Annotated in this window: 20 protein-coding genes; 11 read left to right on the forward strand and 9 right to left on the reverse strand. The window is 72.8% G+C overall.

Translation table 11 applies throughout. The features are described from left to right. Window positions 1-28: 28 nt before the first annotated feature. From F5972_RS09170 to F5972_RS09180, 3 genes are all read right to left on the reverse strand, one after another. The gene (locus tag F5972_RS09170) at window positions 29-1,429 is read right to left on the reverse strand and encodes an Nramp family divalent metal transporter (protein WP_225311298.1); all 1,401 of its coding nucleotides are present in this window, start codon (window positions 1,427-1,429) and stop codon (window positions 29-31) included. A gap of 124 nt (window positions 1,430-1,553) precedes the next feature. Beyond that, on the reverse strand, window positions 1,554-2,453 hold the full coding sequence (locus tag F5972_RS09175) for a manganese catalase family protein (RefSeq protein WP_150932989.1): 900 nt from the start codon (window positions 2,451-2,453) through the stop codon (window positions 1,554-1,556). A gap of 173 nt (window positions 2,454-2,626) precedes the next feature. Further along, window positions 2,627-4,417, reverse strand: coding sequence for an AMP-dependent synthetase/ligase (locus F5972_RS09180; protein ID WP_150932990.1), 1,791 nt, complete (start codon window positions 4,415-4,417; stop codon window positions 2,627-2,629). Between the two features lie 271 nt (window positions 4,418-4,688). Between F5972_RS09180 and F5972_RS09185 the strand changes: the two genes are divergently transcribed. The 7 genes from F5972_RS09185 (at window position 4,689) to F5972_RS09215 (ending at window position 10,699) form a co-directional block, all read left to right on the forward strand. Beyond that, window positions 4,689-5,456 (forward strand): metallophosphoesterase family protein, encoded by a 768-nt coding sequence (locus tag F5972_RS09185; protein WP_150932991.1) that lies wholly within the window; start codon window positions 4,689-4,691, stop codon window positions 5,454-5,456. 15 nt (window positions 5,457-5,471) lie between these two features. Beyond that, window positions 5,472-5,909, forward strand: a complete 438-nt coding sequence (locus F5972_RS09190) for an SRPBCC family protein (RefSeq protein ID WP_150932992.1) — start codon at window positions 5,472-5,474, stop codon at window positions 5,907-5,909. Beyond that, window positions 5,906-7,066 carry an ArsA family ATPase gene (locus tag F5972_RS09195; protein WP_150932993.1) on the forward strand — a complete coding sequence of 387 codons (1,161 nt, stop codon included), beginning with the start codon at window positions 5,906-5,908 and terminating at the stop codon, window positions 7,064-7,066. Before F5972_RS09190 ends, F5972_RS09195 begins: the two co-directional genes overlap by 4 nt. Next, window positions 7,063-7,554 carry a DUF5304 family protein gene (locus F5972_RS09200; RefSeq protein ID WP_150932994.1) on the forward strand — a complete coding sequence of 164 codons (492 nt, stop codon included), beginning with the start codon at window positions 7,063-7,065 and terminating at the stop codon, window positions 7,552-7,554. Before F5972_RS09195 ends, F5972_RS09200 begins: the two co-directional genes overlap by 4 nt. A 97-nt stretch (window positions 7,555-7,651) precedes the next feature. Continuing rightward, entirely contained in the window at window positions 7,652-8,593 is a 942-nt protein-coding gene (locus tag F5972_RS09205; protein WP_150932995.1) for an ROK family glucokinase, read from the forward strand. Further along, on the forward strand, window positions 8,571-9,413 hold the full coding sequence (locus F5972_RS09210; RefSeq protein ID WP_225311299.1) for an endonuclease/exonuclease/phosphatase family protein: 843 nt from the start codon (window positions 8,571-8,573) through the stop codon (window positions 9,411-9,413). Before F5972_RS09205 ends, F5972_RS09210 begins: the two co-directional genes overlap by 23 nt. A 59-nt stretch (window positions 9,414-9,472) precedes the next feature. Then, the gene (locus F5972_RS09215) at window positions 9,473-10,699 is read left to right on the forward strand and encodes a hypothetical protein (protein ID WP_150932996.1); all 1,227 of its coding nucleotides are present in this window, start codon (window positions 9,473-9,475) and stop codon (window positions 10,697-10,699) included. Between the two features lie 51 nt (window positions 10,700-10,750). Here the strand turns inward: F5972_RS09215 and F5972_RS09220 are convergent, their stop codons facing one another. After that, entirely contained in the window at window positions 10,751-11,272 is a 522-nt protein-coding gene (locus F5972_RS09220; protein WP_150932997.1) for a hypothetical protein, read from the reverse strand. Window positions 11,273-11,284: 12 nt separating this feature from the next. Next, complete coding sequence (locus F5972_RS09225) at window positions 11,285-12,049, reverse strand: alpha/beta hydrolase (protein WP_150932998.1); 765 nt, start codon at window positions 12,047-12,049, stop codon at window positions 11,285-11,287. Window positions 12,050-12,165: 116 nt separating this feature from the next. On the opposite strand from F5972_RS09225, the gene F5972_RS09230 reads away from it, so the two are divergent. Together F5972_RS09230 and F5972_RS09235 are read left to right on the forward strand one after the other, a co-directional pair. Beyond that, the gene (locus F5972_RS09230) at window positions 12,166-12,864 is read left to right on the forward strand and encodes a lysophospholipid acyltransferase family protein (RefSeq protein WP_150932999.1); all 699 of its coding nucleotides are present in this window, start codon (window positions 12,166-12,168) and stop codon (window positions 12,862-12,864) included. 136 nt (window positions 12,865-13,000) lie between these two features. Next, complete coding sequence (locus F5972_RS09235) at window positions 13,001-14,545, forward strand: MDR family MFS transporter (RefSeq protein WP_150933000.1); 1,545 nt, start codon at window positions 13,001-13,003, stop codon at window positions 14,543-14,545. 70 nt (window positions 14,546-14,615) lie between these two features. Here F5972_RS09235 and mmuM read toward each other — a convergent pair whose 3' ends face one another. From mmuM to F5972_RS37080, 3 genes are all read right to left on the reverse strand, one after another. Further along, on the reverse strand, window positions 14,616-15,470 hold the full coding sequence (gene mmuM, locus F5972_RS09240) for a homocysteine S-methyltransferase (RefSeq protein WP_150933001.1): 855 nt from the start codon (window positions 15,468-15,470) through the stop codon (window positions 14,616-14,618). Between the two features lie 538 nt (window positions 15,471-16,008). Continuing rightward, window positions 16,009-18,663 carry a VIT domain-containing protein gene (locus tag F5972_RS09245; protein ID WP_225311300.1) on the reverse strand — a complete coding sequence of 885 codons (2,655 nt, stop codon included), beginning with the start codon at window positions 18,661-18,663 and terminating at the stop codon, window positions 16,009-16,011. Further along, window positions 18,660-19,514: a helix-turn-helix domain-containing protein gene (locus F5972_RS37080; protein ID WP_191910035.1), complete on the reverse strand. Its 855-nt coding sequence runs from the start codon at window positions 19,512-19,514 to the stop codon at window positions 18,660-18,662. The genes F5972_RS09245 and F5972_RS37080 overlap by 4 nt, the downstream gene beginning before the upstream one ends. Before the next feature lie 403 nt (window positions 19,515-19,917). On the opposite strand from F5972_RS37080, the gene F5972_RS09255 reads away from it, so the two are divergent. Continuing rightward, entirely contained in the window at window positions 19,918-21,129 is a 1,212-nt protein-coding gene (locus tag F5972_RS09255) for an alkaline phosphatase PhoX (RefSeq protein WP_225311301.1), read from the forward strand. A 24-nt stretch (window positions 21,130-21,153) separates the two neighbouring features. Here the strand turns inward: F5972_RS09255 and F5972_RS09260 are convergent, their stop codons facing one another. Then, on the reverse strand, window positions 21,154-22,068 hold the full coding sequence (locus tag F5972_RS09260) for a bifunctional helix-turn-helix transcriptional regulator/GNAT family N-acetyltransferase (protein ID WP_150933002.1): 915 nt from the start codon (window positions 22,066-22,068) through the stop codon (window positions 21,154-21,156). Window positions 22,069-22,327: 259 nt separating this feature from the next. Here F5972_RS09260 and F5972_RS09265 point away from each other — a divergent pair, with 259 nt between their 5' ends. Continuing rightward, a complete protein-coding gene (locus F5972_RS09265; RefSeq protein WP_117409215.1) occupies window positions 22,328-23,353 on the forward strand; it encodes a 6-phosphofructokinase in 1,026 nt (341 codons plus the stop codon). Window positions 23,354-23,446 lie beyond the last annotated feature (93 nt).

Raw genomic sequence — 23,446 nt, forward strand, 5'->3', positions numbered from 1 at the left:
GTGCGTCCTCGGGGGTCCTTGGGGATCCTCAGCCGGTGAAGACCTCCACCAGCAGGAACGCGTTCAGCGCGCTGATCACGGCGGCGACGGCGACGCCGGCGGCGGTGGTCGCCCGGTGGTTGACCAGGTCGCCCATCAGGGCGCGGCGGGCGGTGAACACGACGAGCGGGACCAGGGCGAACGGGATGCCGAACGACAGCGCGACCTGGCTCAGGACGAGCGCCCGGGTGGGGTCCGTCCCCACGGCCAGGATCGCCATGGCCGGAAGGATCGTGACCAGGCGGCGCGCCAGGAGCGGCACGCGGCGGCGCAGGAAGCCCGCCATGATCACCTGCCCGGCGTACGTGCCGACGCTGGAGGAGGCCAGGCCGGAGGCGAGCAGGGCGAGCGCGAACGCGACCGCCGCCCCGGGGCCGAGCACCTCGCCCAGACCGGCGTGGACGGCCTCCAGGCCGCCGATGTCGCTCCCGTCGAAGGTCGCGGCGGCGACGGTGAGCATCGCCATGTTCACCAGCCCCGCCGCGCCGAGCGCGACGGCGATGTCCACGCGGCTGGCCTGGAGGGCCGCCCGGCGCGGGTCCCAGGCGCCGCCGCTCCGGGTGAGGGCTCGGGGCTGCCGGGTGAGAGCCCCATGGTGCTGAGGGACGGCCCCGGGTTGCCGCAGGAGAGCCCCCTGGTGCTGCGTCAGAGCACTGTGCAGGTAGACGACATGCGGCATGACGGTCGCTCCGACGATCCCGGTCGCCAGCAGCAGGCTGTCCGGCCCGGCGAGGCGGGGCACGAAGCCGCCCGCCACGCCCGCGAGGGATCCCGACAGCATCACCTGGTAGGCGAAGCCGGCCAGCACCACGGCGAGCATCGCCGCCACGGTCAGCTCGAACCGGCGGCGACCGCGCGGCGCAAGCATGAGCAGCAGCGAGGAGACCAGCGCGGTGATCGCGGCGGCGGGCAGCAGCGGCACGCCGAACAGCAGGTTCAGCGCGACGGCCCCGCCGATGAACTCGGCCAGGTCGGTGGCGACGGCGACCATCTCGGCTTGCGCCCACAGCAGCAGGCTCACCGGCCGCGGCAGGTGGTCGCGGCACAGTTCGGGCAGGTTGCGGCCGGTGGCGATGCCGAGCTTGGCCGACAGCGCCTGCACGAACATGGCCAGCACGTTCGCGGCCGCGATCACCCACAGCAGCATCGTCCCGTAGCGCGCCCCGCCGGACATGTTGGTCGCGAAGTTCCCGGGATCGACGTACGCCACGGCGACGACGAACGCGGGACCGCACAGGCCGGCCAGCCGCGCGAGGCGCCCGGGCGACGGCGGCCGTCCCGCGGCGGTGACGGCCTCGACGGTCTGTACGGACCCGGACCCGGACCGGGACCGGGGCTCGGGCTCGGACCCGGGAGCGGGCATGGGCGTGCTACGGCGGTGGTCGGGCAAGGGAAGCCTCGCTGAGGAGAGGTCGGGACGGAGGCGGCGCCTCGCCCGTCCCGGCGTCGTGCCGGAACGGGCGCAGGCGGGACGGGCGGGTCCGCCGGGAGGCCGGGCGGGAGCGGTCCCGGCGTCAGGTGAGCTTGTCCTTGAGCTTGCCCATGGGGCCGACCTCGGTGCCGAGGGCGGGGCTCTGCGGCTCGCCCATGCTGCCGTCGTAGGTGTCGTACAGCTTCGGGTCGGGCGGCGGGGCCTGCGCGAGACCGCCGAGCGGTTCGGGGTTGAGGAGATAGGCGAACTGGTGGCGGCCGTCGGGCTGCGGCCCGCTCGCCCAGCCGCCCGCCTGCGCCTCGATGCCGTCGGAGAGGTCCCAGATCGTCTCCGCGTGCTCGGCGTGCTCCTCGTCGAACAGGTCGTCGGGCACGACGACGTCCTCCAGGCCGTCCGACTGGAGTTCCTCGATGGCCTTCAGCCACAGGTTCTGGTGCAGGGTGTCGCGGGCGAGGTTGAACTTCAGCATGTCCTTGACGCCGGGGTCGTCGGTCATGTGGTAAAGCCGGGCGGTCTGCAGCCGGCCGTGCGCCTCGGCCGCGACATTGGCCCGGAAGTCGGCCAGCAGGTTGCCGCTCGCCACGATGTAGCGGCCGTTCCAGGGGTATCCGTTGCTGTCGGCGGGCAGCGGGCCGCCGCCGGCCACGATGGCCTGCTGGGGGTCCATCCCGCCCAGCACCGCGCCGACCACCGGGTCGGTGGTGGCCATCTTCGTGACCGCCGTCGCGGGCGCGCCCTCCAGCAGCCGCGCGACCATCGTGGCGAGCATCTCGACGTGCCCGATCTCCTCGGTCGCGATGTCCATGATCAGGTCCTTGTACTTGCCGGGCATCCGGCAGTTCCAGCCCTGGAACAGGTACTGCATCGTGACCGTCATCTCGCCGAACGCGCCCCCGATCAGTTCCTGGAGCTTGCGCGCGTACACCGGGTCGGGCTTTTCGGGCTTGGCCTCGAACTGGAGGTGCCGGGTGTGCCGGAACATAGGACTCCTCGCGTCGGAAACCGCAGGGAGCCGCAGGCCTTGTACGGGTTAAGGGCGCGACCCCGCCGGTGCGGTCGGTGTTGGGCGGTGGGCCGGGGGGTCACGCATGAATCCCAACACGGGCCGCGACAAGGCAGCAGGAGCGACACCTAACGAAGGACCAATGGTTGGGCTCAGTGGGTGTAGAGCTCGTCGATCTGCTTGGCGAAGTCGCGCATGACGAGGTTGCGCTTGACCTTCAGCGAGGGGGTCAGGTGGCCGCTCTCCTCGGTGAGGTCGGTTTCGAGGATCACGAACTTCTTGATCTGCTCGGCCTTGGAGACCAGCCGGTTGGCGCCGTCCACGGCCTGCTGCACCTCGGCGAGGATCTCCGGGTCCGTCGCCCCGACCTCGCTCTTCCCGTTGGCCTGCTTCCACTGCTCCAGCGCCTCGGGGTCGAGCGTCACCAGCGCCCCGATGAACGGCTTGTCGTCGCCGACCACCATGACCTGGCTGACGAGGCGGTGCGCCCGGATGGCGTCCTCCAGCGGCGCGGGCGCCACGTTCTTGCCGCCCGCCGTGACCAGGATCTCCTTCTTGCGCCCGGTGATGCGCAGGTAGCCGTCGTCGTCGAGGCTGCCGATGTCCCCGGTGTGGAACCAGCCCTCGGGGTCGACGGCCTCCTTCGTGGCCCGCTCGTTGTTCCAGTAGCCGTCGAAGACGTGGCGGCCCTTCACCAGGACCTCGCCGTCGTCGGCGATGCGGATGCTCACCCCGGGGAACGGCTTGCCGACCGTGCCGATCTTGTTGGCGCCCGGGATGTTGACCGTCGAGGGCGCGCTGGTCTCGGTGAGCCCCCAGCCCTCGAACACCTCGATGCCCACGCCGCGGAAGAAGTGGCCGAGCCGCTCGCCGAGGGCCGAACCGCCGGAGACCGCCGCCGTCAGCGCGCCGCCCGTCGCCGCCCGCAACTTGCCGTACACGAGCCGGTCGAAGACCGCGTGCTTCAGCCGCACGCCGAGGCCGGCCCCGCCGGAGCTCTCCGCCCTGCTCCACTCCACGGCGGCCCGTACGGCGGCGTGGAAGATCTTGCCCTTGCCCTCGTCGGTGGCCTTCTGCTCGGCGGCGTTGTAGACCTTCTCGAACACCCGGGGCACGCCGAGCAGGAACGTCGGCTTGAACTCCCGCAGGTCGGGGGCGACGTTCTTCATGTTCGGGCTGTGCGCGAGCACGGTGTGGGTCTCGATCAGGACGATCTGGATCAGCCGGGCGAAGCTGTGCGCCAGCGGCAGGAACAGCAGGGCCGCCCGTCCCCGCACCTCGAACAACGCCTCCAGCGGCCCCTGCGAGACGTTGCGCGCGGTGAAGAGCAGGTTGTCGTGGGTGAGGCGGCAGCCCTTGGGCATGCCGGTCGTGCCGGAGGTGTAGATGATCGTGGCGAGGTCGCGGCCGCCCCGGCTCGCCCTGCGCTCGGCCAGCGTGTCGTCGCCCACCTCGGCCCCGAGCCGCTCCAGCTCGGCGAACCCGCCGCCGTCGATCCGCCACAGCGACGGCAGCCCGGGCACGGCCTCGCGTACGGTCTCCTCGTGCGCGGCCGTCTCCACGATGGCGGCCTTCGCCCCGCTGTCGGTCAGGATCCACTTCACCTGGTCGGCGGAGGAGGTCTCGTAGACGGGCACCCCGACCGCGCCGGCCGCCCAGATCGCGTAGTCGGCGACCGTCCACTCGTAGCGGGTGCGCGACATCAGCGCGACGCGGTCGCCGGGCTCGATCCCGGCGGCGATCAGGCCCTTCGCGACGGCCGCGACCTGGTTCCTGAACTCCGCGGCGGTCACCGGCGTCCACGGCGCGCCCGCCGCCGCCCCCTCGTCCTTGCGGCGGACCACGACGGCGTCCGGCTCGTCCACGCCGCGCTGGAACACCACGTCGGCGCAGTTCGCGGACGGAGGCACGTCCACCAGCACGGGAACGCTGAACTCGCGCACGGTCACTCCTTCGCGCACGGCCCCGCGGCCTCCGCCGGACAGCGCCGGGACCGCGTGTGGACCATCACTCTTTGGGTCTCACTGGACGCTACCGTCCGAAGTTACGCAGGGGTAGATCCGTCACCCAGGCGTTATCCGGGGCATCGTCCGGAGCGTCGTCCGGATCGAAAACGACGCTATCAGGGTCCCTGACACCTTTCCCGGCGCGGCGGGCCGGACACCTTTCCGTGACTCCATCGGTGTCCGGTAAAGCCGCCGTTATCATCTCGTCATGCGAATCCACGTCGTCAGCGACGTCCACGGCCGGGCCGACGCGCTCGCCCGCGCGGGCGACGGCGCCGACGCGCTCGTCTGCCTCGGCGACCTGCTCCTCTTCGTGGACTACGCCGACCACTCCCAGGGCATCTTCCCCGAGCTGTTCGGCGCGGAGAAGGCGACCGAGTACGTCGGGCTGCGCACGGCGGGGCGCTTCGACGAGGCGCGGGCGATGTCGGCCGGGTTGTGGGCGGCCCTCGGCGGCGACCCGCGCGAGCACATCGAGACGGCGGCCCGCCGCCAGTACGAGCGGATCTTCTCGGCCATGCCGACGCCGGCCTACCTCACGTACGGCAACGTGGACCTGCCGCGCCTGGGGACCGACCACCTGCGCCCGGGGCAGCGGGTCCTCGACGGGGAGGTCGTGGAGATCGGCGGGCTGCGGTTCGGGTTCGTCGGCGGCGGGCTGCGCACGCGGTACCGCACGCCGAACGAGATCGACGACGAGGAGTTCGCGCGCAAGGTCGAGGCCGTCGGCGAGGTGGACGTGCTGTGCTGCCACATCCCGCCGGCCATCCCCGAACTGCTCTACGACGTGGTCGCCCGGCGGTTCGAACGGGGGAGCGAGGCCACGCTGGAGGCGATCAGGAGGACGCAGCCGCGGTTCGCGCTGTTCGGCCACGTGCACCAGCCGCTCGCCGGGCGCGCCCGGGTCGGCCGTACGGAGTGCGTCAACGTCGGCCACTTCCGCGGCCGTGGCACGCCGTTCGCCCTGGAATGGTGAAGTACGGTTGGCCACATGGCTGATCGCACTTCGTCGAGCATCACGATCGGCGCCGGCCGGTCGACAATCATGGCCGTCATCGCCGACTTCCCCGCGTACCCGCAGTGGGCGGGCCAGGTGAAGGCGGCGGAGGTGCTGGAGACGGACGAGGACGGCCGTGCCACCCGGGTCCGTTTCGTCCTCGACGCGGGTGTGATCAGCGACGAGTACGTCCTCGGCTACGACTGGGACGACGACGCGGGCGTGAGCTGGCGGATCGTCGACGCCGGCCGGATGGTCTCGGGCCTGACCGGCAGCTACCGCCTGACCGGGAACGGCGGCGGCACCGAGGTCACCTACGACCTCGCCGTGGACCTGAAGGTCCCCATGATCGGCATGATCAAGCGCAAGGCCGAGAAGGTCATCGTCGACACCGCGCTGAAAGGGCTCAAGCGGCGCGTCGAGGGCCGATGAGGGTCCTCCTCTTCACGGGGAAGGGCGGGGTCGGCAAGACCACTGTGGCCGCCGCGACCGCCACGCTCGCCGCCGGTCGCGGGCTGAAGACGCTGGTGGTCTCCACCGACACCGCGCACTCGCTCGCCGACGCGCTGGGCGTGCCGCCCTCGGACGCCCCGGTCGAGGCCGCGCCCGGCCTGCACCTGCAGCAGGTGGACACCCAGAGGTCGCTGGAGCGGCACTGGGGCGAGTTACGCGACTACGCCCGCGAGGTGCTGGCGGAGCTCGGCCTCGACGCGGTCACCTCCGAGGAGATCACGGTCCTGCCCGGCGCCGAGGAGGTCATCGCGCTGCTCGAACTGCGCGAGCAGGCCCGCTCCGGCCGGTGGGACGTGATCGTCGTCGACTGCGCGCCGACGGCCGAGACGCTGCGCCTGCTCGCCCTGCCCGAGGCGCTCGACTGGCACGTCAACCGGCTGCTCCCGGCGGGCCGGCGGCTGCTCGGGGCGCTGTCGCCGGTCATCCGGCACGTCGCGAAGGTGAGCGTGCCCCAGGGCGAGGTCATCTCGGCGGGCGAGCGGCTGCACCGGGGCCTGCTGGAGGTGCGGGCGCTGCTCGCCGGCGACGACGCGTCCGTGCGGCTCGTCCTCACGCCCGAGGCCGTGGTCGTCGCCGAGGCCCGCCGCACGCTCACCTCCCTCAGCCTGTACGGCTACCGCGTCGACGCGGTGATCGCCAACCGGGTCTTCCCGGCCGAGGGCGCCGACGAGTGGCGGCGCCGATGGGTGGAGGCTCAGGCCAGGCAGCTCGCCGGCGTGCACGAGTCGTTCGCGCCGCTGCCCGTCCTGACCGTTCCCTATCTTCCGGGCGAGCCCGTCGGCACCGACGCGCTCGCGCGGGTCGGCGAGGAGCTCTACCGGGACCGCGACCCGTTCGCGCGCCCGGACGTGGAGCCCCCGCTGCGGATCTCCGGCGACGAGCTGTCGCTCCGCCTGCCGCTCGCCGACCGCGACGACCTCGACCTCGCCCGCAAGGGCGACGAGCTCATCGTCACCGCCGGTTCGCACCGGCGCGTCATCGCCCTGCCCGCGGCCCTGGCCAGACGGGAGATCTCCTCGGCCGCGCTCCGGGACGGCCGGCTCCGGGTACGGTTCGAGGCAGGAGGGGCGAGATGACGGATTCGAACGACAGCACCGCCCGCCGTCAGGACCCGGTCGGGTCCGCGGCGGAAGAGGCCATGAAGCTGCTCGACGCCGTGCAGCGGCGGATGGGCCGCGAGTTCGGCAAGGGCCTGGTGAAGGGCGGCGTGAGCGGCATCGGGTCCGCGTTCGGCGGCGCGAGCGGCATCGGGTCCGCCTTCGGCGGCGCGAGCGGCGGGGCGGGCCGGTCCGGCGACGTGTGGAGCGAGGCCGTGTCGGAGGACCACGACGAGTACGTCTGCCGTGCCTGCCCGGTGTGCCGGGTGATCGCCGCGCGCCGGGAGGCCGGCGGGGACGTCACCGGCCACCTGATCGCGGCCGGCGGTGAACTTTTCGCGGCGTTCCGGGAGGCGGTCGACGCCCTGCAGCGTCCCCAGTCGTCACCGCAGTCGTCGTCCCAGTCACGGCCTGACGGGGAGCGGCGGTCCGGCGAGTCCGCGGTGGAGCACATCGATCTGGCGTGACAGGGCTGTTAACGGGACGCGTCGGCGGAATTGCCACAACCCTGCGCGATCGGCTTCAATCAGCGCGGCGTAGCGGATCGGGCGGAAGGACGACAGCATGGCGCTGACCATCGGCGTGGACGTCGGCGGCACCAAGATCGCGTTCGGGGTCGTGGACGAGAACGGCGGCATCCTGGAACGCGGCCTGCGGCACAGCCCCGCGGGCGACCCCGAGAAGATGGCGCTCACGATCGCCGATGTGGTGAACGAGCTCGCGGCGCGGCACGAGGTCGAGGCGGTGGGCATCGGCGCGGCGGGGTTCGTCGACGAGACCCGGTCGGTGATCCGGTTCGCCCCCAACCTGGCCTGGCGGGAGGAGCCGCTGCGCAAGAAGGTCGGCGAGCTGGTCGGCCTGCCGGTCGTCGTGGAGAACGACGCGAACGCCATGGCCTGGGGCGAGTACCGCTTCGGCGCGGGCCGGGGCGAGAGCCACGTCGTGTGCGTGACCGTGGGCACGGGCATCGGCGGGGGCATCGTGCTCGGCGGCGACCTCTACCGCGGCCGGTGGGGGATGGGCGCCGAGCTCGGCCACATGCAGACGGTGCCCGGCGGGCGCCCCTGCGGCTGCGGCAACGACGGATGCTGGGAGCGGTACGCCAGCGGCAGCTCGCTGCTGGCGGACGCCAAGGCGAACGCGGAGGCCGACCCCGCCGCCGCCACCCACCTGCTGCGGCTCGGCGGCTCGGTCGAGGGCATCCGGGGCGAGCACGTGACCGAGGCGGCACGACTGGGCGACCGCGCGGCGCTGGACGCGTTCGAGTCGCTCGCCGACTGGCTCGCGCAGGGCCTCGCGGACCTGGCCGCGATCCTCGACCCCGGGTGCTTCATCCTCGGCGGGGGCGTCTCCGGCGCCGCCGACCTGTTCGCCGGCCGGGTCCGCGACGAGTTCGCCGCGCGGCTGACCGGCCGGGGCCACCGTCCGCTCGCCGACATCCGGGTGGCCGAGATGGGCCCGTCCGCCGGCCTGGTGGGGGCCGGTGACCTCGCCAGGCTCCGCTGAGGACGCGCCGGAGGACGCGGCCGGGAACGTGCTGCGGGTCGCGACCTACAACGTCCGCGGGCTGAAGGACGACCGGAGGGCGCTGGCCCGGGTGATCAGAGCCCTCCGGCCGGACGTGCTGTGCCTGCAGGAGGTGCCGCGCCTGCCGGTGCGGCGGCACGGGCGGCCCGTGTTCAGCCGCGCCGTCCCCGTCTCCCTGACCGCCCTCGCCCGCGCCGCCGGGCTGTCGGTGGCCGCCGGAGGCCGGCTGAACGGGACCGCCGTCCTCATCTCCCCGGCCGTACGGCTGCTGCGGGGTGAGGGGCGGCGCCTGCGGTGGTTCACCGGTCTCGAACGGCGCGCGGTCGCCGTGGCGGTCGTGGAGAAGGGCCGGGACAGGTACGCCGTGTGCTCGGCCCACCTCGACCTCCTGGCCGGGGCGCGGCTGAGCCACGCCGCCGAGATCGTGCCGATCCTGGAGGGCGCCGCCCGGGAGTTCGGGGCCGCGCCCGTGCTGGCGGGCGACCTCAACGAGCCCCCCGGCGCCCCGGTCTGGCGCCTCCTCGGGGCCCGGTACGCCGACTGCTTCGCCGCCGCGCCCGACGCCGGGGGTTCCCGTACGGCTGACGGCGCGGCAGAGGGCGGCGGGTGCGGCGAGGGCGGGTCGACGTTTCCGGCCCGCGACCCCCGGGTGCGCATCGACGCGATCTTCGCGGGGCCGGGCCTGACCGTCCTCTCGTGCGGAGGGGCGGACGTGACCCCCGGCGACCTGACCGCCGCCAGCGACCACCGGCCGGTCGTCGCCGAGATCGCGTCCGGGCGTCACATGGGGCGTCGCTGAGGGCCGGGAATCGCGACCTTCGCGACGGAGAGGGCCCCGTTCCCCGTACGATCGTTGCCATGATCCGACGCCGCATCCGGCGTGCGGTGCCGTTGTGTGTGCTGTCCGCCGGTCTGCTGGCCGGCCTCCTCCCGTGCGCCACATCGGTCGCGCACGCGCAGACAGGCCCCGAACAGACAGGCCCCGAACAGACAGGGCACGCACAGACAGGGACCGGCCCCGCCCGGCCGGAGCGAGGCCCGTCGGGAGACGAGGTCGCCCAGGGCCCCGGGCTCCCCACGGGGCATCTCAGGACCGACGCCTCGCTGTCCGACGTCGCCGGCCTCTCCGACAAGGACGTCTGGGCGGTGGGCCAGCAGGAGGCCTGGGACTTCTGGCGCAACCGGGGAGTCATCACCCACTGGAACGGCTCCTCCTGGGGTGAGGTGCCGATCAGGGGCGACGCCACGGGTGCCGGGCATCTGCGATCGGTCGCCGCCGCATCCCCGGGGGAGGTCTGGGCGGTGGGCGACGGGCACGACGGCCTGCCGTACCTCGCGAAGGGGTCGATCGACGGCTTCGACCGGGTCAGCGTGCCGCGGCTGCGCACGGGTGACTGGCTCGGCGGGATCGCCGCGTCCAACGGCCGGGTGGCCGCCGTAGGCAGCCGCGACGGCCGGGTGTTCCTGCTGAGCAGCGGCGGCGCCGGCAAGGGGACCGTCTGGAAGACCGGTCAGGGGCCCGGCGGAGCCCTGTACGGCGTGGCCCTGGCGGGCAAATCGGACGGCTGGGCGGTGGGCGACTCGGGCGACGGCCCCCTGGCCATGCGCCTGGCCGGCGGCGGATGGAAGCGGGCCGACCTGCCGCGGATCAAGGGCGGCTTCCTGCGGGACGTCTACGCGGAGAGCCGCAAGCGGGCGGTCGCGATCGGCGGCGTCTACCGGGACGGGAAGATCTCCCCGCTGGTCCTCGACTGGGACGGCAGGCGCTGGAAGCGGGCGAAGCCGCCGGAGCGGCACGCCGAGCTGTACGGCGTGACCGGCGACGGCGAGGGCGTGTTCTGGATCTCCGGCTACGACCCCGCCCGCCCGGCGGAGGGGTTCCTGCTCCGCTACGACGGGGATCGCTGGACCAGGCCGCGCGGCCAGACGTCCGGCGCGGACCGCAAGGTGCGGTTGCAGGCGGTCACCCACGTCGGCGAGCTGACCATGGCCGTCGGCCACATGCTGGACGGCAGGGACGGCAAGGAGCGCTACACCGACCTCGTCGAGCGGTTCGGCCCGCCGCACGCCCTCGCCGCCCGGTAGTAGCAGCCCGGTAGGGCGCGACGCGGCAGGCGCAGGGGGAAGGGGCAGGGGTCAGACGACCGCGCCGTCGTCCCAGCCTGAGTCGGTGGGCGGGCCGTCGCCCATCCGCACGACGAGGACCACGAACCCGGCGATGAAGGCCGCCACGGCGGCGAACACGATCCAGCCGTCCCTGGGCCAGTCGAGCAGGGCGGCCAGCAGCAGATAGGCGGGGCCGCCGAACAGCGCGAGCCACGACGCCCGCGTGATCGCGTCGGCCTGGGGGAGCGGCGGCGGGGGCGGCGGGACGTAGTGGTCGTCGTCCTCGCTCACCGCGACGGGGGCCGTCCGGCCGTCCGCCTCGTCCGTGCCCTCGCCGGCGTCGTCGTCCCGGGCGGTGTCCCGGGCGCCGTCGCGGTCGTCGTCGGCGCCGTCATGGGCGCCGGCGGAGCCGTTGGCCGCGCCGGAGCGGGGCTCCTCGGTCACGTTCTCGCGATCAGGCCATGGCTGATCGGCCGAGGCGTCCTCGGCTTTTTCGTTGAACGAGGCGACGATCTGGCGCCAGACCTCGTCCTCGTCACTTTGCGGTGTCACGTCGATCCCTGGTCACAGGTCCTTCGTCAAGGGTACCGAGGCGTGGGAGCGGATGAACTCCAGGCTCCCCTCGAAGATCGCGGGCGCGTCGTTGTCCAGAGTGGCGACGTGATAGCTGTCCGTCAGCTCCCTGACCTCCAGATTGTCCCCCAGCCTCGCCCGGAGGAACGCCACGCTCGCCGGCTTCACCACGTGGTCGTCCCTGCTGTGGAACACCAGCAGCGGCTGCGTCACCTCGCCGATGTCCCGCTGGACCAGCTTCCACAGCTGGGGGAGCGTGGCCGCGGCACGCACCGGGGTGCGCGCGTAGCCGAGCTCCGTCATGCCCTCCTTCTTGATGTCGCCCGCCACGCCGGGGACCGAGGGCACCACGTACTTCAGCGCCGGGGCGAAGCGCAGCAGCGGCGCGTCGCCGACCACGGAGGGGTTGACCACCACGACCCCGCGTACGGCGTCGCCGTGGACCTCGGCCAGGCGCAGGGCCATGCAGCCGCCGAGGGACAGCCCCGCCACGAACACCTCCGAGCACCGGCCGCGCAGGTCGGCGAACGCCTTGCCCAGCTCGGCGTACCAGTCCTCCCAGCGCGTGCGGCTCATCTCCTGCCAGCTCGTGCCGTGGCCGGGCAGGCGCGGCAGCGAGACGGTCAGCCCGGCCTGGGCCAGGTGCTCACCCCACGGCCGGAGGGACTGCGGCGAGCCGGTGAACCCGTGGCAGAGCAGGACGCCGATCTCGCCGCCGTCGTGGTGGTACGGCTCCGCACCGGGCAGTACTGGCATGGGAGACCTCCGTCGGACGGCGGCGTGTTCCGCCCGATACTCGCACGTTGGTCAGCGTTAGTGCGAGAGGGCTGGGCGTGCGAAGATGACTTCACATCTGAGCCGAGGGAGTCCGCGTGTTGTACTGGGTGGTGAAGGCCATCCTCTGGCCGCTCCTCCACTTCGTGTTCCGCCCCTGGGCGGAGGGCGTGGAGAACGTCCCGAAGGAGGGCCCGGTCATCCTGGCCGGCAACCACCTGTCGTTCGCCGACCACTTCTTCGGCGCCGGGTTCCTGCCCCGCAAGGTCATCTCCCTCGGCAAGGCGGAGTACTTCACCGGCAGCGGGATCAAGGGCCTCGTCAGCCGCGCCTTCTTCTCGGCCGTCGGCACCGTGCCGATCGACCGCTCGGGCGGCAAGGCGAGCGAGGCGGCGCTGCGCACCGGACTGCGCATCCTCAAGGAGGGCAAGGTCCTCGGCATCTACCCCGAGGGCACCCGGTCGCCCGACGGCCGCCTCTACAAGGGGAAGACGGGCGTGGCGCGGCTCGCGCTGGAGTCCCGGGCGCCGGTGATCCCGTGGGCCATGGTCAACACGTTCGAGATGATGCCCCCCGGCCGGCCCGTGCCCAGGTTCGGCATCCGTCCCGGCGTCCGGTACGGCAAGCCGCTCGACTTCTCCCGCTACTACGGCATGGAGAACGACCGCCTGGTGCTCCGCGCCGTCACCGACGAGATCATGTACGCGCTGATGGAGCTGTCGGGCCAGGAGTACGTCGACAAGTACGCGGCGGCGGCCAAGACGGAAATGACCCGGGCGGCCCGCGAGAATTCCTAATACTTCCGGACTGGACGGGTAACGTGGCGATGTCCGCCGCGCACGTGATCCACGTTCAGATCGGAAGGCGCATGCCCGAGCCAGCACACAGGTGCCGCACGTCGACGTCGCCCGCCGTGTCACGGGGGCGCGCGGCATGAGCGTCCGCGAGGAGCAGCAGGCCGCGCCGGGATACCTGCCCCACCGCCAGATCCTGATCGTCCTTTCCGGGGTCGCCGCCGGGATGCTGCTGGCCGCGCTCGACCAGAGCATCGTCGGCACGGCCCTGCCGCGCATCGTCAGCGAGCTCGGCGGCCTCGACAAGCTCTCCTGGGTGGTCACGGCCTACCTGCTCACCTCGACCGCGGCGACCCCGCTGTGGGGCAAGATCTCCGACCTGTACGGCAGGCGGGTGATCTTCCAGACCGCGATCGGCATCTTCCTGCTCGGCTCGGTCCTGGCCGGGCTGAGCCAGGACATCGGCCAGCTCATCGCGTTCCGCGCGTTGCAGGGCCTCGGCGGCGGCGGGCTGATGTCGCTGGCGTTCAGCATCATCGGCGACGTGATCCCGCCGCGTGAGCGCGGGCGCTACCAGGGATACTTCGGCGCCGTCTGGGGCACCTCCAGCGTGGCCGGGCCGCTGCTCGGCGGGTTCTTCACCGACGGCCCGGGCTGGCGGTGGATCTTCTGGATCAACCTGCCGATCGGGGTGATCTCGCTCATCGTGACCTCGGTGGCGCTGAAGATGCCCACCGTGCGCCGCAGCCACCGAATCGACTACCTCGGCGCGACGCTGATCGTGGCCGCCGTGTCGTGCTTCCTGCTCTACCTCGACTGGGCGGGCAACAAGCTCGGCTGGACGGCCCCCGGCGCGCTGGCCCTGCTCGCCGCGTTCGTGGCGTTCACGGCCCTGTTCGTGCTGGTGGAGCTGCGGGCGCCCGAGCCGATCCTGCCGATGCGCCTGTTCCGCAACGGGATCTTCAGCGTGGGCAACGGCTTCAACTTCCTCGCGGGGCTCGCGATGTTCGGCGGCATGATCTTCCTGCCGGTCTACCTGCAGGCGGTGCAGGGCATGTCGCCGACCGTGTCGGGCCTGGCCCTGCTGCCCGCGGTGGTCGGCATCTTCTCCACGTCGATCACCTCGGGCCAGCTGATGAGCCGCACCGGCCGCTACAAGATCTTCCCGATCCTCGGCGCGGCGGTCCTCCTGGTGGCCCTGTGGCTGCTGTCCACGATCCGGGTGGACACGCCGTACTGGCAGGTGGCGATCTACGCCTACTTCTTCGGCGCCGGGCTCGGGTTCACCATGCAGACGGTCGTCACCGCGATCCAGAACGCGGTGGAGCGGGCCGACATGGGCGTGGCGACCAGTTCGGCGACGTTCTTCCGGATGATGGGCGCCGCCATCGGCACGGCGATCATGGGTGCGGTCCTGACCAGCCGGCTCGCCCACCACCTGGCCGCGGAGTTCGGCGGCAGGATGCCTCCCGGGAACGTGAACGCCGACAACGTGCAGGCGATCCAGCATCTGCCGCAGCCGGTCAAGGACCACGTGCTGGTCGCGTTCACGAACGCGATCGACGACGTGTTCCTCACCAGCCTGCCCTTCGTCGTCGCCGCGCTGGTCGTGGCCCTGTTCCTCAAGGAGATCCCGCTGGCGTCCCGGGGCGGCGAGGGCCAGACCCAGGCCGGAGCGGCCTGACAGTGCCGGCCCGGGCTCTCGCCCGGGCCGACCAGGAGTCGGACGGGGCGAATCGTCCGTCGGCGGCTCGTCAGGTGAGGCGGGCCCGGATCTCGCGGATGTGGGCGGGAGTGGTGCGGCAGCAGCCGCCCACAAATCTGGCGCCGAGCGAGACCCACCCGGCCGCCGCCTCGCCGAACTCCACGGGGTCGGCGAGGCCGAGCCAGCGGCGGTTCACTGGGTCCCACCTCTCACCCGAGTTCGGATAGACGACGGTGGCCCCGCGCCTGACCAGGTCGGGCACGAAGCGGGGGGCCGTGCAGTTCACGCCGACGGCGACCACCTGGGGGAGCCCGGCGAAGATCGCGAGGCACTCCTCGAAGGGCGTCCCGTCGCTGATGTGCTCGCCGTCCCGGCAGGAGAAGGAGATCCAGGCACGCACGGACGGCGTCTCGCGCAGGAGCCGCGCCAGCGCCCGGGCCTCGGCCCGCGAGGGAATCGTCTCGCAGGCCAGCAGGTCGGCCCCGGCGCCGGCGAGGAGGCCGAAGCGTTCGCGATGCCACTCGGCCAAACCGTCCTCGTCCAGGTCGTAGTCGCCCGTGTATTCGGCGCCGTTGGCGAGGTAGGCGCCGTAGGGGCCCACGCTCGCCGCGACCAGCCCGTGCCCGGCCTCGTCCCTTGCCTGCAGGGCCAGCGTCACCGACAGCCGGATGAGGTCGCGGGCCTCCCGCGGAGACAGGCCGTGCCGTACGAAGCCGGGGACGCTGGCCTGGTAGCTCGCCGTCGTGGCGACGTCGGCGCCGGCGTGGAAGTAGTCCAGATGCGCGTGGCGGATGACGCCGGGATCGTCGGCCAGGAGCCGGGCCGACCACAGGTCGTCGCTCAGGTCACAGCCGAGGGACTCCAGGTGCGTCGCGAGACCGCCGTCGAGGACCATCGGATGCATGTCGGCACACTACGCGCTTCATATTCGCGAGCCGTCAGGAGGTTCGCCCGAAGCGGACGCCGGTTCTCTGTCGGAACCGCTCGTGGATCTACTACGTTCGCCAGGTATGGGGCTTAAAGAGCTCGTCAATCGGTTGCTGCGCCGCCGGTCTCGCGTCCCCGCAGGTGGACGGGACGATCGGCCCGACACGGGCGGGGTGAGGGAGCCCCGGCGTCCCGTGCCCACCCCGCCGTCCGACGTCATCCGTCTACCCGAACCTTCGTAGGACTTCGCTCACAGCGAACCCTGTGGCCGGGCCCGGCGCTTCCGCCGGTGTCCCGGCCACAGTCGTCCGTCCTGGGGCCGTCCGTCCCGGGCTCACCGGTGGCGGCGTGCTCCGAGATCGCCGGTGATGGCGCGCCCCGGGATCACCGATGGGACGCACCCGGGGCCGCCGGTGGTGGCGCGCTGGGATCACCGATGGGACGCGCACGGGGTCACCGGTGATGGCGGGCCCCGGGGTCACCGGTGGTGGCGCGCCCCGGGAACTCAGAGGGCGTCAGGACCGCTTCCAGAAGGGGCGCCTGCCCTCCTTCTCCGCTGCGGCGCCGTGCTTACCCTCGCCGTGACCGGTGCCGTGCTCACCCTTGCCGTGCCCACCCTCGCCGGGGCCGCCGACCAGGGCGGTCAGCAGATCGGCGGTCCGCCGCCAGAGGTCGTCGAGCGAGCTGTCGGCCCACTCGGCCTTGTCGAGGTCGGCTGCCAGCGCGAGGAGATCAGGGTGATCTCCCACCATCTGGGCGACGACCCGCAGGCGGCTGGCGAGATCCGCCAGGTAGCGCCGGCGCTCCTGCTCCGGCAGCGACTCCGCCTGGCCCAGTCGCGCGAGCTCCTCGGTCAGCAGGGGCCGTACGCCGTCGAGGTTCGTCATCGCCGCAGGTGCTGGGCCGCGGCGCGACAGGAAGCCTCCGGCGGACAGCCCCCGGGGCAGCCGCGCCTTGCCGCCCATCCCGCCCCGTTCGCCCCCCACCGGAGGCGGGGCGGGGGACAGGGGTGGGGGCGGCGCGGCGGCGAAGGGCGCGCTCGGCGGGGGAGCGCCGGGGGCGCCAGGAGCCGCCCCGATGGGCGCGTCCGCCGTGCTGCTCGTGACGGCGGCCATCTTGGCCATCATCGGCGCACCGGCCACCATCATCGGCATCGCGGCCGGCATCTCCCACCCGCTCGGCAGCTCGACCGGCTGGAGGACGCGGTGCTCCGGAGCGCCCTCAGCGGTCACATGGGTGTCGACGGCCACGAACGCCGTGAACCGGCACAGCACACCGAAGCGGAGCGAGATGTCGACGATCTGCTGCTCCAGGGAGCGGTCTCCCACCGCGTACCGATCCTCCAGGGTGCGCAGATGCGCCCGCGCCCACACGGCCCGCGCCGCGCCGTCCCGCGCGGGACGGCCCTCGACACGCTCCTCCCAGGGACGTCCGTCGGTCGTGCGGCCGTGCACGGTGAGAGCCCCCGCCGGCCGGCCCCGGTAACGCCCGGTCACGACCAGCGGGACCCCCGCGTACAGGGAACCGGCGTGCGTGACGGTGCCGGCCACCAGATCGACGCCGTCGGCCCGCACGGAGACGTCGGTCACCAGTGGCGAGCCGATCCGCCGGTGGATGTGCTCCATCGCCTCGTCGAGCCGGTCCTCCGACTCGACCAGTTCGCAGCGGCCGGAGCCGAGCAGGGCCAGCCGCCCGAGGAAGCCCGCGTTCACCGCCCTGTCGATGCCCACGGTGTGGACGCGGGTGCCGCCCAGCCGGGAGCCGACGCGTTCGAGGATCTCGTCCTCGTTGCCCACCTGGCCGTCGGTGACCAGCACGAGCACGCGATCACGCGCGGGCTCGCCGGAGAGGTCGTCGTCGCGCCCGTCCAGCAGGCGCAGAGCCTCCTCAAGAGGGGCGAGCAACTCCGTGCCGCCACGGGCGCCGAGCCCGGCGAGATGCTCGACGGCGCGGTACCGGTTGCGGTCGACCGCCTCCACCAGGCCACCCGGGAACGCGCGCTCGACCACGGAGTCGAACGAGAGCACGGCGAACCGGTCGTGCCGGGTCAGCGTGTCGACGATGCGGGCCGCGGCGCGGCGCGCCGCCACCATCTTCCATCCGGTCATGCTGCCCGAACGGTCGAGCAGCAGGACGACGTCCCGGGGCGCGGATCGTGCCGATCCCTCCGGCGGAGGAAGGAGGGTGAGCGCGAAGGTCCCCTCCGAGGTTCCCGGGGCACCGCCCGCTTCCCCTCCGGCCGCCGCTGCCTCGCGCACCGCTTCGCCTGCCCGCGCCCCCTGGCGGGAGGGTCCGCCGGGGGCGCGCTCCGGTACGCCGCCCCTCAGCTCGCCGGGCACATCGCTCGGTGCGTCGTCCGCCAGGGCGTCCGGGACGAGGGCGAGGGACGAGGAGGCGTCGAACGCCAGGCGCAGGATGAAGTCGCGGTCGAGCCGTTCGCCGGGCCGCAGTGTGATCGTGTCGCCCTCCCGCTCGACCTCGTGCAGGCTGGAGCGGACCTCCCGCAGGCCGAGCCCGGCGGAGTCGATGGTCGTCGTGAGCGACAGCCGTACCGGGGACGGGAACCCGGGCAGCAGGACCGGCGGCGAGATGCGGGAGGCGTCGGGCACCGCGTCGGTGTCGGGCGCCACGCCGTCGCCCGCGGTGGGCTCCGGCAGGGGAACCCCCGGGATGTAGCGCGGCGCCACGACCAGCGGGAAGCGGAACTCGGCCGCGCCGTCCTCGTACGGGAGCGGCTGGCTCATCGTGAGCCGGACGACCACGCGCTCCCGGGGGACGATGTTGCCGACCCGGATCGTGAACACGTCGGGCCGGTCCTCCTCGGCGATCGCCGCGCGCTTTCCCTCGGCGAGCGCGCGGTCGTAGTCGGCCCGCGCCTGGCCGCGCTCCTTGAGCACACCGTCGATCACCCGGTCGTCCGCCTCCATGCGGAAGGCGGTGACCGCCGCTCGCGGCGGCAGCGGAAAGACGTACGTCGCCTCAAGCGACACGTCGAACGGGTTGCGGAAGGTCTGGACGACCTCGACACCGGCCACCAGCCCGGTGAGACGGGCGGTGACGTCCACGCTCTCCAGAGGGAGGTTGCCCTTCTCGGTCTCGAGCGCGCCGAGCCCGGCATGCGGCACCGGCCGGCACTCCTCCGGCCGCAGAGGTGTGATGGGAACGGTCATGGAGTCATCCCCTTGCGTGTGTCGGAATCCGGTGAATTCCAGGTCGTCGTGGTCTCGGCGTCCTCGAAGGGCCCGGCCAGGCCGAGCGCGCCGAGCGCCGCGAGGAGCGGGGCGGCGGCCCGGCGCAGCGTGGCCGTCTCGTCGCCGCCCGGCATCCGGTGGGCCGATTCGAGCAGGACCGTCACCCCGGGCGCGAGCCGGACGCCGAACAGGACGTCTCCCGGAAGGCCCCCCGCCGGTTCGCCGGTGACGGTCGTCATGACGGTGTGGAGGTCCGGCGTGCCGGACCAGCCGGGCGCGGTGCCGGGACGCGGCGCCGGGACGGGATCACCGCGTCCGGCGTCCGTGGGACCGGCGCCCGCCGGATCGAAGTGGGTGGAGCCGGCCGGCCGGGCCCAGAACCGCTTCCGGTCCGTCGGCCGTGCCACGTCGGGGACCGTGGTGGCCGAAGACCGCTCCGGCTCCGCCGCTCCCGGTTGGGTCGTTCCCGGTTCGGACGGTTCGGCGAGGGTGTGATCAGGGCCGGCCTGCGGTCGGGGCACCTCGGTGAGCCCGGCGATCCGCTGGAGCATGGCGTCGGTCGCGCCCGCCAGTTCGGCCTGGATGGCGGCGATGGACAGCCCTTCCGCCTGGCGGCGCTTGACGGCCACGAGCTGGAGCAGGTGGCGGCGGTCGTAGAGGGCGAGCCTGCCGCGCCGGGCGGCGGGCGGATCGATCAGGCCGATCGTCGTATACCAGCGGATGAGCCGTTCGTTGGGCACCTCGCGGACCCTTCCGTTGACGCGCGGCTCGGATCCGAGCAGGTCCGCCGCCCGCTCCGCCAGCTCAACGATCGTCCAGGTCCCGCTCATGCCTCTACGATGACACTGTCACGATGACACTGTCAATGTCGCATCCTGCTTCGGGTGGTAGAGAGGGTTCTCGGAGCGTTCGCCTCGATGGGAGATGTCCATTCCCTCGTCGTTCACGCGTTGCCGATCCACTGGGCGTCCGCGTGTGCGACCCGCCGCCCGGGAGAGAAAGACCCGGTCAGACGCGATCCAGGCGGGGTAGGGAAAGCGGGCGGCGTCAGGCGGCACGGTCACGAGCCGCTCAGGGCCCCCAGGCGGTGCCCGGGCGGGGCGGCGTGAGAAGGCGTGCGTTCCGTCCCGGCGGCCCGCAGGTGAGGCGACACCGCCCGTCAGGGCGGGCCGAAGTAGACCGGATGCATGACCGAAGGCATGACCAGGGGCAGGTCGGGAAGGCGGGTCAGCGGTGCGGGGTACTTCCTTGTCGGCGGCCGTGTCGGCGTTGCCGGGATCGCTCTGGCGTACGGCGTTCCCTCACGGAGGCGACCCGTACGGGGCCGGTGAGAGCGAGCCTCCCGAGCGGAGCGACGCGGCCGGCCTGTTGGCGCGGCACATGTCGCGTGGCCTGCCGCCGGGGTTCATCGGCCGGATCGTGGCGTCGTCGGGGGAGCGTGCCGGCGGGGTGGTGTGGCACGCCGCGCCCGACGGGGGCGGATGTTTCCCGGACGGCGACGGCTGGATCTACGTGTCCAACTGCGCGCTGCCGCTGCTCGGCGGTGTGACCGCACTGCGCTTCGCGCCGGACGGGAGCCTGCGCAGCGGCTACCGGGTGCTGTCCGGCGCGGACCGGAACGGGGCCGGCGCCGCGACCCCGTGGGACACCTGGCTGTCGGGCGAGCGGACGCCGCACGGCACGGTCTTCGAATGCGACCCGTACGGCCTGCGCGCTCCGATGCCCCGGCTCGCGATGGGCCTGTTCACCCATGGGGGCATGGTCTGCGACCCCGGCCGGGGGTTCGTCTACCTCACCGAGCAGGAGCCGGACGGGTGCCTGTACCGGTTCCGCCCCGACGACTGGGGCGACCTCACCACCGGCGTCCTCGACGTGATGACCGGCGCTCCCGGTGAGGCCGTGGAGTGGGAGCCGGTGCCCTCCCCGGCCGCGTCCCGCGCGCCCGTACGTGACCAGGTGAAGGAGGCCCGGCGGTTCGCGGGCGGCGGCGCCTGCCACTACCACGACGGCGTGTTGCGGTTCGTCGGCGAGGACGACGGCCGCATATGGGCCTACGACGCCAGGTCCGAGCGCCTTCATGTTCTCCACGCCCCCAGCACCCCTGGCGGCCCCGCCGCCCCTGGCCTCGCCGAGATCCCAGGCGTTCCTGCCCACCTCGGCGCCCTCGGGACCGGGAACGCCCCCGGCGCTCTCGGCACCCCCACCCAGCCACGCGGGGGCTCCACGACAGCCGGGGGCGGCGACGACGAGGAGGTCGTCCTCGTCGCGGAGGGCCGGGTGGTGCCGTTCCTGCGGATGCCGGACGGCTGGACGGTCACGGGTCCGTCCATGTCCCCGGCGGGCGACAGGCTCTACTTCTCCTGCCGCCCGCCCGCCGAGGGGTCCGGCGCGGTGCCGGTGACCGTCGAGATCACCGGGCCGTTCGAGGACCTCGTACGCGCCTGAGCCGGCCGGGCACCAGCGGCTCACTCAGAGGTCGCGGGTCCAGATCTCCTCGATGATGGGGATGCCCGACTCCTCGCCGGGATAGCTGTCGGCCAGGGTGAACCCGGCCGCCTGGTAGATCCGGCGGGCGCTGACCAGCACGTCCCGGGTCAGAAGGTTGATCCTTTGGTATCCGGCCGCGGCGGCGAAGCGCAGGCACTCCTCGACCAGCCGTCCGCCGATCCCCATGCCCCGGGCGGACGGCTCGACGAGCAGCAGGCGCAGCCGCGCCGTGGTCTCGTCCTCGCGCGCGCAGAAGACGCACCCCGCGGGCTCGCCCGCGACCTCGGCGATCCAGCCCGCCTCCCGCCGGGGATCGTGATCGTCCACGTAGGCGGCGAGGATCCTGACGACGTACGCCTCGAACGACGCGCCCCAGCCGTACTCCTCGCTGTAGAGGGCCCCGTGCCGCTGCACGACCCAGCCGAGGTCGCCCGGCCGCGGCGGCCGGATCACGTACGGCTCGCGCGGCGCGGCCGGCGGCTCCAGCAGGCGCCTGACCGTGTCCATCGCGGAGACGAGCCGGCGGCGTTCGGGGTCGGCGAGCTTCTCGACCAGGGCCTCGATCTCGACGGCGGAGCGCCGGTCGATCATGGCGAAGGTCTCCCGGCCCTTCGGGGTGAGCCGTACGACCTGGCGGCGGGCGTCCTCCGGCGACTTCTCGCGGGAGACGAGCCCGTCGGTCTCGAACCTGGACAGGATCCGGCTGAGATAACCGGCGTCGAGGCCGAGCATGCCCCTGATGTCCGCCGCGTCGGCCGCCCGCTCCCGGGTGCCCAGCTCGAACAGCACCCGCGCCTCCGTCAGCGAGTAGGGGGTGTCGTGCATCCCGGCGCCGAGCACCCCGATGACGGAGGTGTAGAAGCGGTTGAACGCACGGACTTGCGGCACTATGTCCATTTTAGTTGCCCGTCTCAAGGAAATGCTTGACCCAGTCAAAGATAGAGCCGCCGCGTACGGTTGGGAAGACGGGTCTCCCGGCGGGTGCGGTCTCGCCGTGCGAGACTGTTTTGGTCGTGGTCGGCCGGGTGGCGTAGCCTCTCTTGTTGGTCTAGACCATTGTCGCGAGGCTTGGGCAGAATGCGGTGCGGTGAGCACCGGGGTCTGCGTCGGGCCCGGCCGCGCCATTCCGCGTATCCAAGATGGAGGAATACCCGTCATGCGTATTGGAGTCCTGACCGGCGGCGGCGACTGCCCCGGTCTGAACGCGGTGATCCGCGCCGTCGTCCGCAAGGGGATCGGCGTGTACGGGCACGAGTTCGTCGGATTCCGCGACGGCTGGCGTGGGCCCCTTGAGGGCGACACCATGCCGCTCGACATCCAGGCCGTCCGCGGGATCCTGCCGCGTGGCGGCACGATCCTCGGGTCCTCCCGCACCAACCCGATCAAGATCGAGGGCGGTGTCGAGCGGATCAAGGAGAACCTGGCCGCGCAGGGCGTCGACGCGCTCATCGCGATCGGCGGCGAGGACACCCTCGGCGTCGCCAAGCAGCTGTTCGACCGTGACGTCAAGGTCGTCGGCGTGCCCAAGACGATCGACAACGACCTCAACGCGACCGACTACACCTTCGGCTTCGACACCGCGGTGAACATCGCGATGGAGGCCATCGACCGGCTCCACACCACCGCCGAGTCCCACCACCGCGCGCTGATCTGCGAGGTCATGGGCCGCCACGCGGGCTGGATCGCGCTGCACGCGGGCATGGCCGCCGGCGCCAACGTGATCCTCATCCCGGAGAAGCCGTTCGACATCGACAAGGTCTGCTCCTACGTCGAGTCGCGGTTCAAGACCCGCTACTCGCCGATCATCGTCGTCGCCGAGGGCGCCCACCCCATGGAGGGCCAGATGGCGCTCCAGGCCGGCGAGCTCGACGCGTTCGGCCACGTGCGTCTCGGCGGCATCGGCGAGCTCCTGGCCAAGGAGATCGAGAAGCGCACCGGCAAGGAGGCCCGCACCACGGTCCTCGGCCACATCCAGCGCGGCGGCACTCCGACCGCCTACGACCGGGTGCTCGCGACCCGCTTCGGCCTCGGTGCGATCGACGCCGTGCACGACGGCGACTTCGGCAAGATGGTCGCGCTGCGCGGCACCGACATCGTCCGTGCCGGGCTCGACGAGGCGACCTCCGAGCTCAAGACGGTCCCCGCCTCCCGCTACTCGGAGGCCGAGGTCTTCTTCGGCTGATCCCGCCGATCGGCCGGCCCGCCGATCCGTGACGGCCCGCTCCGGCGGGCCGTCCACCGTCCGTCCGTACGGCTCCCGCGTCGCTGCGCGGGA

The sequence above is a fragment of the Microbispora cellulosiformans genome, from assembly GCF_008728085.1.
In the GTDB taxonomy this organism is placed as follows: domain Bacteria; phylum Actinomycetota; class Actinomycetes; order Streptosporangiales; family Streptosporangiaceae; genus Microbispora; species Microbispora amethystogenes.

Bases quoted from the DNA above. Each gene is read 5' to 3' on its own strand.
- F5972_RS09175 (WP_150932989.1), bottom strand. From the start codon at position 2,453: ATGTTCCGGCACACCCGGCACCTCCAGTTCGAGGCCAAGCCCGAAAAG.
- F5972_RS09185 (WP_150932991.1), top strand. From the start codon at position 4,689: ATGCGAATCCACGTCGTCAGCGACGTCCACGGCCGGGCCGACGCGCTC.
- F5972_RS09190 (WP_150932992.1), top strand. From the start codon at position 5,472: ATGGCTGATCGCACTTCGTCGAGCATCACGATCGGCGCCGGCCGGTCG.
- F5972_RS09195 (WP_150932993.1), top strand. From the start codon at position 5,906: ATGAGGGTCCTCCTCTTCACGGGGAAGGGCGGGGTCGGCAAGACCACT.
- F5972_RS09200 (WP_150932994.1), top strand. From the start codon at position 7,063: ATGACGGATTCGAACGACAGCACCGCCCGCCGTCAGGACCCGGTCGGG.
- F5972_RS09205 (WP_150932995.1), top strand. From the start codon at position 7,652: ATGGCGCTGACCATCGGCGTGGACGTCGGCGGCACCAAGATCGCGTTC.
- F5972_RS09215 (WP_150932996.1), top strand. From the start codon at position 9,473: ATGATCCGACGCCGCATCCGGCGTGCGGTGCCGTTGTGTGTGCTGTCC.
- F5972_RS09225 (WP_150932998.1), bottom strand. From the start codon at position 12,049: ATGCCAGTACTGCCCGGTGCGGAGCCGTACCACCACGACGGCGGCGAG.
- F5972_RS09235 (WP_150933000.1), top strand. From the start codon at position 13,001: ATGAGCGTCCGCGAGGAGCAGCAGGCCGCGCCGGGATACCTGCCCCAC.
- mmuM (WP_150933001.1), bottom strand. From the start codon at position 15,470: ATGCATCCGATGGTCCTCGACGGCGGTCTCGCGACGCACCTGGAGTCC.
- F5972_RS09245 (WP_225311300.1), bottom strand. From the start codon at position 18,663: ATGACCGTTCCCATCACACCTCTGCGGCCGGAGGAGTGCCGGCCGGTG.
- F5972_RS37080 (WP_191910035.1), bottom strand. From the start codon at position 19,514: ATGAGCGGGACCTGGACGATCGTTGAGCTGGCGGAGCGGGCGGCGGAC.
- F5972_RS09260 (WP_150933002.1), bottom strand. From the start codon at position 22,068: ATGGACATAGTGCCGCAAGTCCGTGCGTTCAACCGCTTCTACACCTCC.
- F5972_RS09265 (WP_117409215.1), top strand. From the start codon at position 22,328: ATGCGTATTGGAGTCCTGACCGGCGGCGGCGACTGCCCCGGTCTGAAC.